General features: G+C 46.7%; 14 protein-coding genes. 7 read left to right on the top strand and 7 right to left on the bottom strand.

What is annotated here, in order from left to right; all coding sequences use genetic code 11:
* Positions 1-588: an LPS-assembly lipoprotein LptE gene (locus tag ACY2RR_RS02770; RefSeq protein WP_490106612.1), complete on the bottom strand. Its 588-nt coding sequence runs from the start codon at positions 586-588 to the stop codon at positions 1-3.
* A gap of 158 nt (positions 589-746) precedes the next feature.
* On the bottom strand, positions 747-2,063 hold the full coding sequence (locus ACY2RR_RS02765; protein WP_490106611.1) for a serine/threonine-protein kinase: 1,317 nt from the start codon (positions 2,061-2,063) through the stop codon (positions 747-749).
* 129 nt (positions 2,064-2,192) lie between these two features.
* Here ACY2RR_RS02765 and ACY2RR_RS02760 point away from each other — a divergent pair, with 129 nt between their 5' ends.
* From ACY2RR_RS02760 to ACY2RR_RS02745, 4 genes are all read left to right on the top strand, one after another.
* Positions 2,193-4,061 (top strand): hypothetical protein, encoded by a 1,869-nt coding sequence (locus tag ACY2RR_RS02760; RefSeq protein ID WP_490106610.1) that lies wholly within the window; start codon positions 2,193-2,195, stop codon positions 4,059-4,061.
* Positions 4,062-4,127: 66 nt separating this feature from the next.
* Positions 4,128-5,732, top strand: a complete 1,605-nt coding sequence (locus ACY2RR_RS02755; RefSeq protein WP_490106609.1) for an alkaline phosphatase D family protein — start codon at positions 4,128-4,130, stop codon at positions 5,730-5,732.
* A 134-nt stretch (positions 5,733-5,866) separates the two neighbouring features.
* Positions 5,867-7,432: an aldehyde dehydrogenase family protein gene (locus ACY2RR_RS02750; RefSeq protein WP_490106608.1), complete on the top strand. Its 1,566-nt coding sequence runs from the start codon at positions 5,867-5,869 to the stop codon at positions 7,430-7,432.
* Between the two features lie 40 nt (positions 7,433-7,472).
* Positions 7,473-8,741, top strand: coding sequence for an alanine racemase (locus ACY2RR_RS02745; protein ID WP_490106607.1), 1,269 nt, complete (start codon positions 7,473-7,475; stop codon positions 8,739-8,741).
* Here ACY2RR_RS02745 and ACY2RR_RS02740 read toward each other — a convergent pair.
* The 3 genes from ACY2RR_RS02740 to ACY2RR_RS02730 all read right to left on the bottom strand — a co-directional run bounded on the left by ACY2RR_RS02740 (position 8,735) and on the right by ACY2RR_RS02730 (position 11,138).
* Positions 8,735-9,604, bottom strand: coding sequence for an alanyl-tRNA editing protein (locus ACY2RR_RS02740; protein ID WP_490106606.1), 870 nt, complete (start codon positions 9,602-9,604; stop codon positions 8,735-8,737). The genes ACY2RR_RS02745 and ACY2RR_RS02740 overlap by 7 nt on opposite strands.
* Before the next feature lie 79 nt (positions 9,605-9,683).
* Entirely contained in the window at positions 9,684-10,679 is a 996-nt protein-coding gene (locus ACY2RR_RS02735) for a hypothetical protein (protein ID WP_490106605.1), read from the bottom strand.
* 171 nt (positions 10,680-10,850) lie between these two features.
* Positions 10,851-11,138: an RNA recognition motif domain-containing protein gene (locus ACY2RR_RS02730; protein ID WP_490106604.1), complete on the bottom strand. Its 288-nt coding sequence runs from the start codon at positions 11,136-11,138 to the stop codon at positions 10,851-10,853.
* Between the two features lie 565 nt (positions 11,139-11,703).
* Between ACY2RR_RS02730 and aspA the strand changes: the two genes are divergently transcribed.
* The 3 genes from aspA (at position 11,704) to ACY2RR_RS02715 (ending at position 14,290) form a co-directional block, all read left to right on the top strand.
* Complete coding sequence (gene aspA / locus ACY2RR_RS02725; RefSeq protein ID WP_490106603.1) at positions 11,704-13,143, top strand: aspartate ammonia-lyase; 1,440 nt, start codon at positions 11,704-11,706, stop codon at positions 13,141-13,143.
* A gap of 84 nt (positions 13,144-13,227) precedes the next feature.
* Entirely contained in the window at positions 13,228-13,827 is a 600-nt protein-coding gene (locus tag ACY2RR_RS02720) for a C-GCAxxG-C-C family protein (RefSeq protein WP_490106602.1), read from the top strand.
* A gap of 214 nt (positions 13,828-14,041) precedes the next feature.
* A complete protein-coding gene (locus tag ACY2RR_RS02715; protein ID WP_490106601.1) occupies positions 14,042-14,290 on the top strand; it encodes a hypothetical protein in 249 nt (82 codons plus the stop codon).
* A gap of 92 nt (positions 14,291-14,382) precedes the next feature.
* Here the strand turns inward: ACY2RR_RS02715 and ACY2RR_RS02710 are convergent, their stop codons facing one another.
* Positions 14,383-15,255 carry a DMT family transporter gene (locus ACY2RR_RS02710; RefSeq protein WP_490106600.1) on the bottom strand — a complete coding sequence of 291 codons (873 nt, stop codon included), beginning with the start codon at positions 15,253-15,255 and terminating at the stop codon, positions 14,383-14,385.
* A 101-nt stretch (positions 15,256-15,356) separates the two neighbouring features.
* Positions 15,357-16,037, bottom strand: coding sequence for a hypothetical protein (locus ACY2RR_RS02705; RefSeq protein ID WP_490106599.1), 681 nt, complete (start codon positions 16,035-16,037; stop codon positions 15,357-15,359).
* Between the last annotated feature and the right edge of the window lie 90 nt (positions 16,038-16,127).

Below are 16,127 nucleotides of genomic sequence, written 5' to 3'. Positions count from 1 at the left end.
CTACTGACCCAGTAAACCGGAAGGGCGGGTTTGCGCAGCGGCTCTTTCTGCTGCTTCCTGTGCTTCGATGGCCTCTTCAGTCAGTGTGTCCAGCTCAGCATTAGTCAGAGATGCAATACGGCGGGTCAGGCTGAAGGCCAGGTTCCGTTGAATCTCACTCCAGACCAGCTCCAGCTCCGATTGTGAAGCATTGTATTCGCCGTCACGACGCTGATAAGTACCGTACTGGCTGAGTTCGCCTTTAGGAATCAGCACCAGACCGTTCTTATCAACCAGCTGCCAGTTCAAAGTACCAATCACGTCATAGTCGGTAACAATGCCACCACCAGAAGTTGTGGCCATGGCTTCTTCTCTGTCCAGGCTAACAACTTTTACGGTATAGGGAGCATCCTCAGAAATGGTAATACCAGTCTGTTCAAGGGTGCGGGTCAGGGTGCGCTGGAAGCTGCGGTCAGATACTTCCAGAGAAAGGTTCTGAATTTCGGAGGCAATATCGATAGTGCCGCGCAGCTGAAAGCCACAGGCGGTTACCATCAGAGCCATTACCATTACCAGAACGGGAGAGAAAATCCTTTGAATTCGGTTCATATTGCTGATTCGCTGTTAGCCAGAATATTCCTGAATCAGCAATTATAACCATGGTCTGCCATGAAAACGATGATCGTGAGAAGAGATATTTCTCTTCATCGCTTACATAAAGACGCTCTTTTTTGCCATTTTTTATATTCAAGCATTTATGCAGCCTATCAGGCGGAAGGAAATCTGCGTGTCAGGAATGGATGCTGGAGAGCTTTTCTCGGAGTAATTCGGGTTGCGGGATTAGGATCAAGCATTCTTGATATCAAATCAACAGCCTGATCAGAATAGGCCTTGGGCTCCCTTACAAGCGCTTTTTTTATTGCAGACACCATATAGACTCTGGCTTCAGGCGTTCTTGTCCATCTCTGGTAAAAAGTGTAAAACGAGGCGTGATCTGTAAAACCCCTTGGTGCCTGGAATTTCTCCCCTGTGATCAATTCAAAAAACACACAGCCAGCAGAAAACATATCCGCTTCAATGCCGTAGGTCTGTAAGCCGCCAGACATAATTGAATCAATCACCTCAGGAGCCATATAAACGGGCGTACCTTTCACCTCGTTGGTTTTGTTGGAAACAAGTGCTTTGGCAAAACCAAAATCAGCGATTTTAATGGCTTCAGCCTGTTTGTTTTTCTCATCTTTCTCAGGGCCTAACAAATTCGGGTTGACCAAAATATTGTCAGGCTTGATATCCCGGTGAATAACTTTTTGCCTTTTCAGGTAAGCGAGGCCACCCAGTGTTTGGCTGAAGGTGGTTTGCAAGGCTTGATGGGGGATTTGGCCTCCATAAACACGAAAGATATTTCGTTCGTTAATAGTTGTGTCTTTAGAAGGTTTAATGCCATAAACCTTTCCCCTTTTTAGGGCTCCCTCTGGCGCAGTATTTTTTACGCCGTGAATCATATGGGTTAGAGGTACTCCAGCATTCTCCATATGCATGGTGCTGGCGGATGTTTCTCCGGATGTTTCTACTATTTTGGCGATATTTGGGTGTTCTAGTTGTCGCTGGAGCCTTTTTTCTTCAACAAACTTCAGTCTCTCATCATAGGACACGGATCTTGTCAGAGTTTTTTGCACATGCATCTTGCCTGCATGCCCCTCGAAGACGGAATCAACCTTTCCATATTGTCCTTTTCCAAGGGTTCTGAAAGTTGTTAACACTGAGGATTTTGGATTAAAAACAGCTTTTATTCGCTTCCAACGCGCTTTCCACTTGTGACCTGCGGATGCGAGTTTTATTGCTTCATATTTCTGGTCAGAAACTGGCTGCGTTATATGCTTGATTGTTCTCTTATCGAAAGTTTTTTTTGAAAGAGTTGTGGAAAAATCGTCTGGTACAGAAAGGCCAAGCTTCTTTCTTATGGCATTAACGGCAGAGGTAATACGCCTATTCCAAACACTGGGCTGTTTGCCTGTTTCAGTGGGCTCTTGAGTAGGTGTAGGAGCCTGTGAGCTTCTCCCCGGTGGAATTCTGTTGTCGGCCACTGTGAAAAGGCATCCTTGTCAATCTTTTTCTAACTATAGGCAGTGTTGAAAATATTTATCTGTACTAGAACTTTTTCGACAGCCCATGGTCGAAAGCCGCCAAACAGTAACAGCTTGTGAGTGCGCGTTATGAAGAGGCTGATTCTTTTAATGGTCGCTGCTTTGTGTATAAGCAGTTTTTCTGTATGCGCTACAGGACAGCCTGAGGAAAACAGTGATACCCAGCAGGCGAGCTTGCCTAATGGAACCCCGATTCGGGCTGTTTTTTCTCAAACTGGATCGACGTTCCATATCGGTGATCAGGTTTTTTATTTTGATGAGCTGGACCGCAGCCGTGCTCAGTGGATATATGACAGTTTTGTCTGGGGGGGAATTGTTTATCCGGTGATTGGAACTATCGGGTTTTACTCTTTCTATACCGCTATTGCCCATCAAGTTTGGGGAGCAAAGTTTTTGCTGAACTTGGTTGCTTTTGGTGGCTATGGTTTAAACGCGATGTACTCTATCAGTAATATCTATCATATCTTGCAGGCAGGTGCCTGGTATGCACTTCCTTCTACATTAACCAAATTTGGCATCCCATCTATTTATCAGCTGGTTACCGAAAAACCTCTGACGGAAGCTCATATTTATTCTCTGGCTGCGGGGCTGAAGGGTTTGCATTCGCTGGGTGGTCACATGAAGCAGATGAAGAGTCGCACGAATACTCAATATATTCATGTGCCTTTGACCGGAGATATTGCGAATCACTTTGTCGTTAAGGCGATCTTTCAGGACCGGGCCGATCTGCCTGCTCTTTATGAAGTGAATGTTATTTCAGCCAGTCTGCCAGAGAGCAATAAAAGCAGTAGCTATCACCAGTTGGCGCGAGTTCTGGGCAAACAAAGAATAGAACGTATTTTTCTGCTCCCTGATAAGAGCGGGGGAGGAGCACTGACAATATTTTTCTATGATCTTGAGCAAGAAAGAATGGCTCGAATAAACCTTGCTGCGGAAGGTGCCAGTCAAAGGGTAATTCCCTGGATGTTGCATGCTATGCATTTGAAGGTAAAGCGAACAAGTTTTCCATCTGTTCGCAGCGCCTTGCACCCTTCAGTCATTCAAGCCGTAGCAGACAGTTGCGCGGCTTATTTTAATCAGCAGCAATGTTTACATGAAGCCGAGGACGGAGAGTGCTCTTATCTGGAAAAAGATTCTGGAGCCCGCAATGTTTTTTCTGTTCCAGACAACTTTGGTCAGGTTGCTTATATCGAGCATGAAACTGATAAATCTATGTTTAAGTTTGGCTCCGATGATGAGCAGGATCCTGTAGGTATTGATTGGCAGGATGGAATGTTCTGGCCTGGGATGACAGTTGTGGCGAACAGTACTGATATATCTGTTCAGCAATGGCTAATCCCTGAGTGGGGGAGTCGTTTCCTTACTGCGGAACTGGCCTATAGGGGACGGAATATTGCGGCTACTGCGGTGGATAAAGCTGGTGACTGGATAACCCGGGCTGTCGGGGTTGAGGGGTATCAGCGTGAACTTGCGAATCGGGAGCGCCTTGCGAGAGAGGAAGAGCGCAGAATAGAAGCTGGGGAGGAAGAACACCCGATTCTTAATTTTCTGGGAAGACACTGGATTGGTGGCTCTGCTGTTAGCAAAGTTACGCTGGAGGATGCAGATAAGGGAATACTTACTCCTTATACTCAACAGTCTGAAGATGATGTATGCCCAATCTGCACATTTGGGGAGGTTGGTGCAGAGGGGGAAGCGAAGCCGCTGTCTGGTTGGCCTTCAGGTGGTAGTTCTTCACCTAAGCCCTTCCATATAAGCTGCATTGAAGATCAGGGGGTGTTCGAAGCTAACAAGCGCTTGGGCGATGTTTGGGCTGCCAAGTGGCGGACCGGGCGGCCCACAGTAAAGGTGGAATCACCGTTAAGGCACTCTCAAATCAAGATGTCTGTAAAAGTGACTGAATGGAAGAGACCTCGTGTTGGAGGACGAACTCCTTAAGCAGGAAAAACACGGCGCGCCATCTAGACTTCCTGCTTTCCGTATTTTGGAAGGCTGTGGATAAAGATGAAGTGCCGTGTTTTTTTATCAGGCTGTTTTTATGTTCTGGTTGTTATCTGTTCTCTTGTCGCTTGGGGCGTGTCTGCAGATAACTCTTTTCCTCAAGGTGTTCGCTCGGGAGATCCCTCTTCGGATGGTGTTGTTCTGTGGACAAGGTTGGACCCGACACTTCACCCCGGCACTCATTCCATCACACTTGAAGTCGCTCGCGATCCAGAGTTCGGGCGAACTATCATTCAGGAAACCCATACAGTTTCTTCCCTCACTGACCACACGCTGCATGTGAATCTGGAGGGGCGGCTTTCTCCGGACACGGTTTACTTCTACCGTTTTCGCCATGAAAGTGATGTCAGCATAACCGGAAGAACAAAAACCCTTCCTGGGAAAGATCAGGAACGTTCTTTCCGTATGGCTGTTCTGACCTGTCAGGATTTCTCAACCGGTTACTTTAATGCTCACCAGATAATGGCGGCTATGGCGAAGCGTGGTGAGCTTGATCTGGCCTTTTTTGATGGAGACTTCACCTACGAATATGCATCTTATGATTCGGACTCTGCTGAAATCTTAAGACCTCTTACATTACCCAGTCGCAGTCGTTCAGCAATGAATGCCGCCGATTTTGGTTTCCTGTATCAGAACTATCTGTCTGATCCGCAGCTACAGGAATCTCTTTCTTCCATGCCTTTTATTCTTGTTCCGGATGATCACGAAGTGGCTGATAACCATTATTGGGACAGGGTACATAACAAGGCCGGAATTCCCGGAAAGCGTTATCGCCACCTAACAGCAGCTGAGAAAAACCAGCTGATGTTGGATTCACGCACTGCATGGGTGAATTACAATCCATCCAAAGCCAGAGTTAATCGCAATACTGAAGATCCCAGAGAACTGGTGAAGTTCTTCCGTTCATTCAGGTTGGGAAAAATGGCCGATTTTTTTGTGACCGATTCTCGCAGTTTCCGGGATGGAGAGCAGATTCCTGAAGATACGCCAGACAAAACCATGCTGGGAGTGGAGCAGAGAGATTGGTTGCTGGGGCAGATCAAAAGCAGTGATGCCCACTGGCGGCTTTGGGGTAACCAGACCATGTTTTCCCGGTTCGTCGCTTATGGTTCCCATCTGGACATTATTCCTGATGAGTTAATTAATACTGACCAGTGGAATGGTTATGTGCATGAACGGGGAATGATTAAAGACAGCATAGAATCTATGGGAATAAAGAATCTGGTTGTTCTGACCGGGGATATGCACACCTCATTGGTCTCTTATATCAAACCCTTTGAAGAGCCAGATTCCCCTGAAAATCTGGGCATCGAGCTGATGACTCCATCCATCACCTCTCCCAATATGAAAGATGAAGCCGGAATGTTTGGCGGGTTCAGTCTACTGATGGATATTATCCGGATGTATCTGAAGGATCAGAACCACCATCTGGTTCACTTCAACAGTGAGAAGCATGGCTTTGCTGTGCTGACTATCAATAAAGACAACCTGGTTTGGGATGTTTACACGGTGCCGGTTAAGGAGCGTCTAAAAGAGCCTGAGGCAACTCACATGTTGCAGGTGCTCTATAAAGATGGCGTTTTAAAAGTTGTGCATGATGATGGATAAGTCTGCCGATCAGTAGAAAATGTTCTACTTTGCACTATTGTTCTGGTTTTGTTCGACCTTGATTGGTACGATGGTAACAGATTGGTTGGAGCTGAACGTGGCCCCAACCGTTGCATGTTGCTGTTCAGTAAGAAATGCGTGAAGCAAAACAAATAGGTTCCGTGCAAGTGATTGATGTTATTGACCCGGTAACAGACAAAACGCTCTACAGCATTGAGAATGCCAGCGACGCTGAAATTGCAGAGGCTTTTGCCAAAGCACGGCTAGCAGGTGAGGAACTGCGCCTGTCGACTGTTGAAGAGCGAACCCGTGAAATACACCGGGTTATTAACTATCTGCAGAACAATGAAGAACGTTTGCTTGACCGGATAGTGGAAGAGTCCGGTCGTAGCCGTGGCGATGCCATGTTGTCTGATATGGTTCAGATGATCGAGGATTGCCATTGGCTGGTAGAAAACTCAGCACGTATTCTGGCTGATGAGAAAGTTCCAACACCCATAACTCTGCTGGGAAAAAAATCTCGCATCTATCACGAAGCCCGTGGTGTAGTGCTGGTTATTTCGCCATGGAACCTGCCTCTTGCCATTGCCGGCACTGCAGCCCTGTTTGCTTTCGCCGCTGGCAATGCCGTTATTATTAAACCTTCTGAACAGACTCCTATGAAGGATATCTTCGAGGAGATTTGTAACCTTTCCCCTCTGTTATCCAAGGCAATTACAGTTGTTCACGGTGCCGGTGAAACCGCACAAAAACTGATTGCCCATCGTCCCGACCTGATTGCTTTTACTGGCAGTGTTCGTACTGGCAAGAAGATACTGCAGCAAGCTGCTCCTATGGTGATTCCTGTGGTTGCGGAGCTTGGCGCCAAGGATGCCATGATTGTTTGCGATGACGCCGATATTGACCGAGCGGTTGGAGCTGCAACCTGGGGCAATATGCATAACAGTGGTCAGAGTTGTACGGCTATTGAGCGGCTTTATGTTCAGGACGGTATTTATGATGTTTTTGTGGAGTGCCTGAAAGCGGCATTCAGCAAAATTACCCTGGGTACCGGAGCCGATTCTGATATGGGCGGAATTACCACGCCTTTTCAGATGGAAATTATTGATGGGCAGGTTCGGGATGCCCGGGAAAAAGGCGCTGAAATTCTTTGTGGTGGCGAACCGGCCGGTCATGGCATGTATAAGCCAACGATTGTTCTCGGTGTAACTAAAGATATGCGTCTTGCATCAGAAGAAACCTTTGGCCCTGTGGTTCCCGTTTATAAGTTCAGCTCAGTTGATGATGCTATCCGCAGGCATAACCAGTGTGATTTTGGTTTAAGTACCAGCGTTTGGACAACTGACAGTGCAAAGGCCGATCGCATTGCGCGGGCTGTAGTAACTGGCTGTGTGAACATCAACAATGTGATGCTCACCGAAGGCAATGTGAACCTTCCCTTTGGCGGTGTGAAGTATTCTGGTTACGGACGCATGAAAGGCGCGGAAGGTTTGCTGGGAATGACGCGCTCCAAAGCCGTGCTGATTGATAGCACCAAAGGTAAGCCGGAACCTAACTGGTATCCCTACTCACGGGAAAAACTCTCGCTTATGAGTCGCTTAATGAAAGCTGTGACCAGCCCTTCCGGACCAGGGAAACTCTTGGCTCTGGCGCGGGTTGGTCTTGCCCTTGAGCGGTTAATGAAGAAAGACTCGAAATAAAGTTATAAATAATTAGATAAAAAGAAAAAACAGGATGTATATGAAGCTGTTACTGCTGTTGGCTCTGCTTGCTGCATTTTTTTACTGGCGCAGAGACCGTGGTCGCCCCCATACGCTTTATTTTCAAAAGCTACAGAAACTTTTAAAGGATCACGGTGTGAGTCATCCACGCATGGTGATTGATTTGGATCGCATGGATGCCAATATCGCTGAAGTTAAAAAGGTGGTTGGCGACACTTCAAAATTAAGAGTTCCCGCTAAATCTTTGCCGTCTTTTGAGCTTCTTGAGTATCTGCAAAAAGAGCTTGGCACTAACCGATTAATGGTTTTTCATCAGCCATTTTTAAGCCAGCTGCTGGATCGGTTTCCTGGTGCAGACTATCTGGTTGGTAAACCTTTTCCTGTGGCTGCGGCTCGTAAAGTTTTTGAGAAATCATCAGAAGAAAGGTCCCAAAGAGCCAGCGTTCAGGTTCAGTGGCTGGTAGACAGCTATGCACGTCTGGAGCAGTACCTTGAGCTTGCCATTGAGCAGCAGAGGAACCTGAGAATAGCTGTAGAGATTGACATTGGTTTGCACCGTGGCGGTGTTGCCGATGCTAATAGTTTCAAAAAGTTGCTTCAGCTTATTACGGAGAATAAAGAGTATTTGTCGTTTTCTGGCCTTATGGGTTATGAGCCCCATGTCAGCAAACTCTCAGGGTTGCTGGCCTCAAAAAGGATGGCAGCGAGGAATCAGGTATTAAACAGCTATCAGCAGTTTGTTGATGCCATCAAAAATGATTTTCCAGAGCTGTATGCCGATGACCTGTGCTTCAACTCTGGTGGCAGTACAACTTATGCCTTGTATCCGGAAAGTGACCGTGGGGCAATCAATGATCTGGCTATAGGCTCCGCGTTTGTAAAGCCTACGGGCTTTGATTTGGAAACCTTAACAACCCATCATCCAGCGGCATTTATTGCGGCGCCAGTGTTGAAAACATTGGATAACCTTCAATTGCCAATGATGGAGAAGCTTTCTGGGTTGTGGAAACTGATCTCGCCAAATATGGGTAAAGTGTTTTTCACCTATGGTGGCTGGTGGAAGGCTGAACCTGTATCCCCACAGGGGCTTTGCAATAACGCGCTTTATGGAAGAAGCACGAACCAGGAGTTGTTAACCGGCTCTGAGTCCGTGGAACTCAAAACCGATGATCTGGTTTTCCTGCGACCAACCCAGAGTGAATTTGTATTCCTGCAGTTTGGTCGCTTGTTGATCGTGCGCAAAGATCAGGTTGTTGATGAGTGGCCAGTGTTTAATCAGGATTACTGATTTGTTTTGGTGACCATTACAAACTCCATGTCTCCAACGGGTTCACAGGTGATATTCACCTTTCCCAGTTCTTTCATATTGGAGGCATGGGTGCCACCGCAGGGGATAACGACATCTCCGTCTTCTCCAAGGTTGCAGTGCCAATAGCGGCGATCAGTTAATGATGATCCGTCGCATTTAACCTCAATATTTGCTTCCAGTTGCAACCAGTTGTTCACCAGATTTTCAGCCTGCTTTAACAGTTCTGAGGCATGTTCCATTAACTCAGCACTTTGCAGGCCTCTCTTGCGAATAGTTTTACCCAGCCGGTAATGATCCCGTGAACCACCGGGCTGAATATTGGAGCTGACAATTGCCATTTGATCAAAGTCCGGGCTGTTCAGTGCATCTCTTCTGCCCGGATCTTTTCGCCATAGTGGAATCAATGTTTTGTTCAGCGCCATAGCGCTGAAATGGCAGGCAGTGTGACCAACGCTGAGCAGGTGTTGATACTTTTCATCAATGCACAGAGTGACTTCTGATTCTTGCTGGAGAGATTCGGTATCTGGTGTCTTTTCCAGAATATGAACAACAACAAAATCCCAGCCATCGTCACCTTTACGAACGGGAATATCTTTGTCGATAAAAAGCTGGTTGCTGTTCTGGTTGATGGCACCGGTCAGGCAATCGATAACGGGAAAGGTTTGACTGTTAAATATCAGGTGCCCCTTATCCGCAGGCTGGTCTGGCCAAGCATAATCCAGAGGGTGAAAGGGCGTTTCTTTTACAATCACGGCAAGTATATCGCCACCGACTGGTTCAAGACGGGATATCAACGTTGAGCACTGAACCTGTCGTTGGGGAAAAGAAACCTGATAGGACATCACGCACCTGTTTAATCTGAAAACTTCAGCCCTAAGACTAACAGTGATAATGTCCTATAGAAGGTCATGAGCCTGATTTTTACAGGGGGTAGTAATAATCAGGCTCTACGAAAGACGTTTCCTGATCTTCGCCTGTATCTTCATGGATTAGAGGGTTTTCTCTTCCGGAATTTAACATGGCTTTCAAGGATGAGGCCTGCCATTGCTGAGAAGTACAGAGCCTTTCATTCTCTGCAGCATCCTGTGGGTTACCACACAGATTTTGGTAGCGGGTAAGAAGAGTTTGCACTTCATCATGTCTATCAAACTTATGCAGTGTGCTGGCACAGGTTGCTGGTAGTCTCTGACATAGGCCAGAGTCTGCAAGGCCGCTTACCAGCTGGGGATCTATTTTATTTTTATGGCGGGCAAGGCCATAAAGCGCGGGTTCCAGATAGTCATCGGGAAGAGTCGTTTTTCCTGCAATGGCCTCTCTAACCAGTGTGGTCATTGAAGGAGGCAGGCTTTTCGCTTCAGTAGCGACAGTCCAAAGCACAGACACCATCTCATCATAGGCATTGTTACCATCCTCGTTCTGGTGTTCTACTGGCTCTCCGGTGGCTTTGACATGAGCAAGTTTCTGGGCTTTGCTGACCAAAGCCTTGCTCAGGAAAGCGTCCACAGTCTGGAGGGTAAATTTATTAGGGTTGTAAAGAAGCCCGGAAATAATAGTGTTAGCCTGCCTCAGATTATCAGAGCTGGCATCCAGAGTGCCTGAGATGATCTTCTGGGCATCTTCGCTACTGCAACGACCCACTGCCCGGCTCAGAGCCAGCTGGCGAACACTTTTTTCTTCATCTGTTTCTTTCAGCTGATCCAGCAAAACCTGACAGAAATCGCTGCCCTGATCACTTACCTGTTCCAGTGAGGAGCGGTGACGGTCTATGTGAAGGATATTATCCAGAAGTTTTGAATAGGTCTGGGCTTTTTCTTCTGGTAAATCATAGCGTTGGGAAAGCCCTTCAGGGCTGTATGGCGTCCAGGCCTGGGCCGTTAATGAAAGAAAAGAAAGTATGAAAAAAGCTGAAGCGCGCATATTTCCCCCGAATTAATAACCGGATAGATCTTAAAAACTTCTGGCTATCAGGCAGCGGAAGGAAAATATAGTTCCACTCTGGCAGTGCGCCAGTGGAAATTAATTAAACAGGAGGAGAGTAGGGATGCTGGTTGATTCCCAAGGCGATCAACCAGCAGAATCAAACAGGCTTTAGAAACGGTTGCCGCGATTGCCGCCAGCTGGGCGACGAGGGCGCTCGGTTGCAATGCTTACACGAATATCACGGCCGCTAACGCTGTTGCCGTCCAGAGCCAGAGCTTCCTGAGCTGCGGATTCCTCAACAAATGTCACGAAGGCGAAACCGCGGGAGCGGCCGGTTTCACGATCAAGAATGATTTTGACTTCTTCCAGTTCACCATGCTGACCGAAAAGTTCAGACAGTTCATCTTCAGTAGCACGGAAAGAGAGGTTGCCGATGAACAGTTTGTTCTGAGCCATTATCAAATGCTCCGATGGTAATTCTATTTAATAATTTGATGGCTGGACTTTCGTTCAGTTCACACCATCAGAGCAAAAGTCTGTCTGGTATAACGGTCAAAAAGATCCTGTGCCGCAAAATAAAACAGAAAAAACAGGGGAATGCAAAATAAATGGACAGGGAAAAGTTAATTTTTGTTTGCTGGGTGATACAAATCAACGAAAGCTTTGTACGCAAGGGCTGGAGCCGTTTTTTGTCAATATTTATTCAGCTTAGGAATGCCTGGTTTTCAATATTTTTTAACTTCAGGTAACAAAAAAGAACATGGGTGATGGATGTGCAAAAAGTGCAGGATTCGTGTAACCGTAATAGAAACGCAATTTCGTGCTGCCCGGCAGAGGTAATTATTTCGTAAAAAAAGATCGACTCAAGTCAATATTTTCATAACTTACGTGAAGGCAACAATCGACAGAGGTTACTTTACACGAGTATTGTTGCCGACCTGATTTTAATGCCCTCCCGAGTGCTTCTTTCTTGGTTTTGCCTCCCGAGAGCTTTTCTGTTTTTTCTTCTGGTGACAATTTTATGCAGTATCGCAAGGAAGAAGATCTTCTGGGTACCATGGAGGTACCCGCTGATGCTTACTACGGTATTCACACTCTTCGGGCCCTGATGAACTTCCAGATTAGTCGCGAACGTATTGGCGACAATCCGGAATTTGTCCGCGGTATGATCTACACCAAAAAAGCCGCAGCATTGGCTAACCGGGACCTGGGCACACTTGATCCGACAATTGCTGAATATATTGTCAAAGCTTGCAATCTGATTCTGGACACTGGCCGCTGCATGGATCAGTTCCCTGTTGATGCTTTCCAGGGTGGCGCTGGCACCTCTGTGAACATGAACACCAACGAGGTTGTTGCCAACCTTGCTCTGGAGCTGATGGGTCATAATAAGGGTGAGTACAACATCATCAACCCGAATGACCATGTCAACAAGAGCCAGTCTACCAACGATGCTTACCCTACTGGTTTCCGTGTAGCACTGTACAACGGTATTGGCACCGTGCTGATGAATCTGGAAAACCTGATTGAAGCACTGGAAACCAAATCTGAAGAATTCGCTGACATTCTGAAAATGGGGCGTACCCAATTGCAGGACGCTGTACCTATGACTCTGGGACAAGAGTTCCGCGCATGGGCCGTTACTCTGAAAGAAGAAGTGAAAAGCATTCAGCGCTGCCGTGAACTTCTGCTGGAAGTAAACCTGGGCGCAACTGCCATTGGTACCGGTCTGAACACTCCATCCGGTTACTCTGCCATGGCCGTGCGTAAGCTCTCTGAGGTGACTGGTCAGCCTTATGCCCAGGCTGCTGATCTGGTTGAAGCCACTTCTGACTGTGGTGCTTACGTGATGCTGTCCAGCGCTCTGAAGCGTATGGCGGTGAAGCTTTCCAAGATCTGTAACGACCTGCGCCTGCTGTCTTCTGGCCCACGTACTGGTTTGAATGAAATTAACCTGCCACAGCGTCAGGCTGGTTCTTCCATCATGCCTGCCAAGGTGAATCCGGTTATTCCTGAAGTGGTTAACCAGATCTGCTTCAAGGTTGTTGGTAACGATATGACCATCACCATGGCAGCTGAGTCCGGTCAGCTTCAGTTGAACGTAATGGAGCCGGTAATTGCCCAGAGTCTGTTCGAGTCCATGAACCTGCTGACCAGCGCCTGTGAAACCCTGACTGAAAAGTGTGTGACTGATATCACCGCTAACCGTGAGGTTTGTGAGCGTCAGGTACTGGATTCCATCGGTATTATCACCTTCCTGAACCCGCACATCGGTCATCATGAGGGTGATATTGTTGGCCGTATCTGTGCAGAGTCTGGCCGCAATGTACGTGATGTTGTTCTGGAGCGTGGCCTGCTGGACAACGAAGAACTGGATGAAATTTTCTCTCTGGAAAACCTGAAAAATCCCCAGTATCGGGGCAAGCGTTTTGATTTCGTTAGTCATGTGAAATCTGCGTAAGGCATTAAGAAGGGCAACTTTATAGTTGCCCTTTTTTGTGGAATTCCATGACATCAATTAACCAGCTATTGAACCTGGTGAAACATGTTTTTTAAAAAGTTTATGGCTCCATCACGCTCTGCCAGTGAAGAATCCTGTGCGGGAAATCTTTCGTTACGAGAGCAAAAAAACTTACAGCGTGAACAGGAGCGTTCGCGACAGTACTCCGACATCAGTGAGCAGGCTCGAAAAAAGGCTGAAAAGCTTTACCGTAAAGGTAAGTTCCTCTGTTCAGAAGCCGTATTCTCGGTTGTGAACGATCACCTTGGAAAACCCGCAGACCCGGCAATGGTGAAAATGGCCTCAGGCTTTCCTGTTGGTATTGGTAAATCCGGTTGTATCTGTGGTGCTGTAGCTGGTGGTGTTATGGCACTTGGTCTTGATAAAGGGCGGGAAAAACCAGGAAAGAGAATGTCAGACGACATGTTTCCTCTTTCTGAAGAGCTACATAACCGTTTTATCCTTCGCAATAAATACGTTTGCTGTCGTAAGTTGATCAAGCATGTGGAGTTTGGCTCTCGAGAACATATTCAGCAATGTATTCGGTTCACCGGAGAAGTGGCTGCGGATGTAGTTGATTTGCTGGAGTATGGTGTTGAAGGTCATACACCCGTCGCTAAAAACTGTTCTGGCTGCGACGAGTAGTAAGCTCTGGTAGCAACTGAGGGCTACGCTCGTAGTCCTCTCAAAATAATTTTAATAATCTTCTGCCTCTTTTAGGTTTGGCTCTATTTACAGAGCATAGCCCGGAAATATTTCAGGAAACCTTTTGAACACCCTTGACAGAGGTCAATAGAAAACCACAGGATGTAAGCACAAATACGTATGACAGTGTTCGTATGCTGTAGAGAGAAGAATAATGACTAAGCCGTATGTAAATCCTCAACCCGGTATCGATTTTACACCTGCTACGGACAGCATCACCATCGCCACACCAGTTAAGCGACTCGAAAGCATTATTGTGGATGCTTTAGCGTCTGGAGAGCCTGTGAATAAGTTCCTGGCAGATAAACTCCGTGAAGGTGAGTTAAGCAAAATTGAAGCGGTAGAAACTCTGATGTACGCAGTTGCTCTGGGGGAAACCTCAAGCAATGCAACTTATCACTGAGTCATGCTGTGGGGGCAGGGTGACTTGTGATACTGGCTAAGCCAGGTGTGTGTGAAAGCCCGGGCAGGTAACTGTTCGGGCTTTTTGATGCTCTATTGTTTTTTAGCTGCAGGGTTGGCTCCCAGTCTTACCGTGATAACTCCTGCACCGACAACAATCACCATACCGAAAAGGCTCAGACTGTCTGGCGTGTGATTCCAGAAGTACCATCCCATCAAACCTGCAAATACCACACCCATATAGCTGATTGGTGAAATCACGCTGGGCTTGGCATAACTGTAGGCTTGCGTATAACACCACATCATCACCCAGATTGATAACCCAATCATGATCAGCCAGAGCCATGCCTGCATCGGAACTGGTTGCCAGAAATAAAGTGCCAGCGGAATACTGCAAACCATGGACAGAAAGAAATAATAAAAAAGAATGCGCCCCTGAGGCTCCGTGCTGGACAGAGTCCGCGTTCCCAACATCGAAAGTGAAAGGGTAATACCAGACATCAGCCCAACAATATGCCAGATACTGGTGTCGTCACCGGCGGGCTGGAGAATGAAGATAACGCCAACAAAGCCAGCGATCATAGGTATCCAGCGATTTCTAGGAACAACAACTCTAAGCCAGGCCCACGCCATTAAAGGGACGAACAACGGTGCGGTATTTCTAAGCAGAGAGGCATCTACAAGTGGTATATGTTTTAAAGCAACAAAGTAAGCCACAAAGCAGAGCCAGCCACTTAATCCTCGAATTAGGTGCGTAGAAAAGCGTGTTGTTTTCAAATAATCAGGTTTTTGTTTGTAGAGCCAGGGAAGCATAATGGCCACACAAACAATGTATTGGATAAGAACAATGGTTGTTGGTGGCACCAGTTCAGCGGTGTGTTTGCCTAGAGCAGCTGTGCCTGAAGACAGAAGAGCAGTGAGTAATGCCATGATGACACCTTTGCCAATACTGTCTTCCTTGTGCATGTGCGGCCCTGCTTGGATTTATTCTTCTCAGGCGTGCACTTTACCATCTTGCGAGCTGATTTCAGTTTTCATTTCGAAAAATAAAAACTGATGTTTGAAGGTTAACGACCTTCTATCAATTTCTGTAATGTCATCATTAAGTGATCGGTGATGTCCATATATACCTTGTGGTTTGGATTGCTGGGAGTTAATTCCAGTGAAGCCATGAAATCATGCAGATTTTTAAAGTCATCTAAAAACCCGTAATAAATATCGGGAAGGTCGTGTGCAAAGGTAAAAACAAACTGGTCAACAAAAGCGTGGATCATAAGTTGATCCAGCAGATCAAGGATTAATGGATCAACCAAAAATTCTGGCGGAGGGTAGCGCAGCCTTTTGATTGCATCATAGCGTTCGGGGAGAGGAATCTTTTGCAGACAATCAATCATCTTTTTTTGCCTTCCCGCCTTCATATGATTGACTGCCTGATGAATTAAAGGATCAGGGTATTGAGCAGGAATGGTTCGGGCAGCAATAAAACTATCAATCCTCTCCCATAAACCGTTATTCAGTGATTGTGTTGAGCCGTCAGAAGGTGGTGTTGCTGCTCGCCTAACGGGTGAATTATGTCCAGAACCTGAAACATATCCCCCGTCATTCTCATCAATAGGGAGGAGCTTTTCGCTGGTTTGAGATGTAAGAGCACTGCCCCGGAAATGAGGTTTGTCTCTCTTCTGCTTTGAGGGATTTTGTTCTTCCGAATGTCTCGGTCTACCGCTGTTGGGAGCAGGTATCTTGTCCATAAGAAAAGTTTTCATTTGAAGTAATTGGGAAGTATAGAAAAGGTTGAAATCAACATCAGATTTCAGAGATAGCACGTTACAAGTGACTCG

The sequence above is a fragment of the Parendozoicomonas sp. 2304DJ65-17 genome (genome assembly GCF_058148445.1).
This window is presented reverse-complemented; position numbering and strand designations above follow the sequence as displayed.

Bases quoted from the DNA above. Each gene is read 5' to 3' on its own strand.
- ACY2RR_RS02705 (WP_490106599.1), bottom strand. From the start codon at position 16,037: ATGGACAAGATACCTGCTCCCAACAGCGGTAGACCGAGACATTCGGAA.
- ACY2RR_RS02770 (WP_490106612.1), bottom strand. From the start codon at position 588: ATGAACCGAATTCAAAGGATTTTCTCTCCCGTTCTGGTAATGGTAATG.
- ACY2RR_RS02760 (WP_490106610.1), top strand. From the start codon at position 2,193: ATGAAGAGGCTGATTCTTTTAATGGTCGCTGCTTTGTGTATAAGCAGT.
- ACY2RR_RS02730 (WP_490106604.1), bottom strand. From the start codon at position 11,138: ATGGCTCAGAACAAACTGTTCATCGGCAACCTCTCTTTCCGTGCTACT.
- ACY2RR_RS02735 (WP_490106605.1), bottom strand. From the start codon at position 10,679: ATGCGCGCTTCAGCTTTTTTCATACTTTCTTTTCTTTCATTAACGGCC.
- ACY2RR_RS02715 (WP_490106601.1), top strand. From the start codon at position 14,042: ATGACTAAGCCGTATGTAAATCCTCAACCCGGTATCGATTTTACACCT.
- ACY2RR_RS02740 (WP_490106606.1), bottom strand. From the start codon at position 9,604: ATGTCCTATCAGGTTTCTTTTCCCCAACGACAGGTTCAGTGCTCAACG.
- ACY2RR_RS02745 (WP_490106607.1), top strand. From the start codon at position 7,473: ATGAAGCTGTTACTGCTGTTGGCTCTGCTTGCTGCATTTTTTTACTGG.
- ACY2RR_RS02720 (WP_490106602.1), top strand. From the start codon at position 13,228: ATGTTTTTTAAAAAGTTTATGGCTCCATCACGCTCTGCCAGTGAAGAA.
- ACY2RR_RS02710 (WP_490106600.1), bottom strand. From the start codon at position 15,255: ATGCACAAGGAAGACAGTATTGGCAAAGGTGTCATCATGGCATTACTC.
- ACY2RR_RS02750 (WP_490106608.1), top strand. From the start codon at position 5,867: ATGCGTGAAGCAAAACAAATAGGTTCCGTGCAAGTGATTGATGTTATT.
- aspA (WP_490106603.1), top strand. From the start codon at position 11,704: ATGCAGTATCGCAAGGAAGAAGATCTTCTGGGTACCATGGAGGTACCC.
- ACY2RR_RS02755 (WP_490106609.1), top strand. From the start codon at position 4,128: ATGAAGTGCCGTGTTTTTTTATCAGGCTGTTTTTATGTTCTGGTTGTT.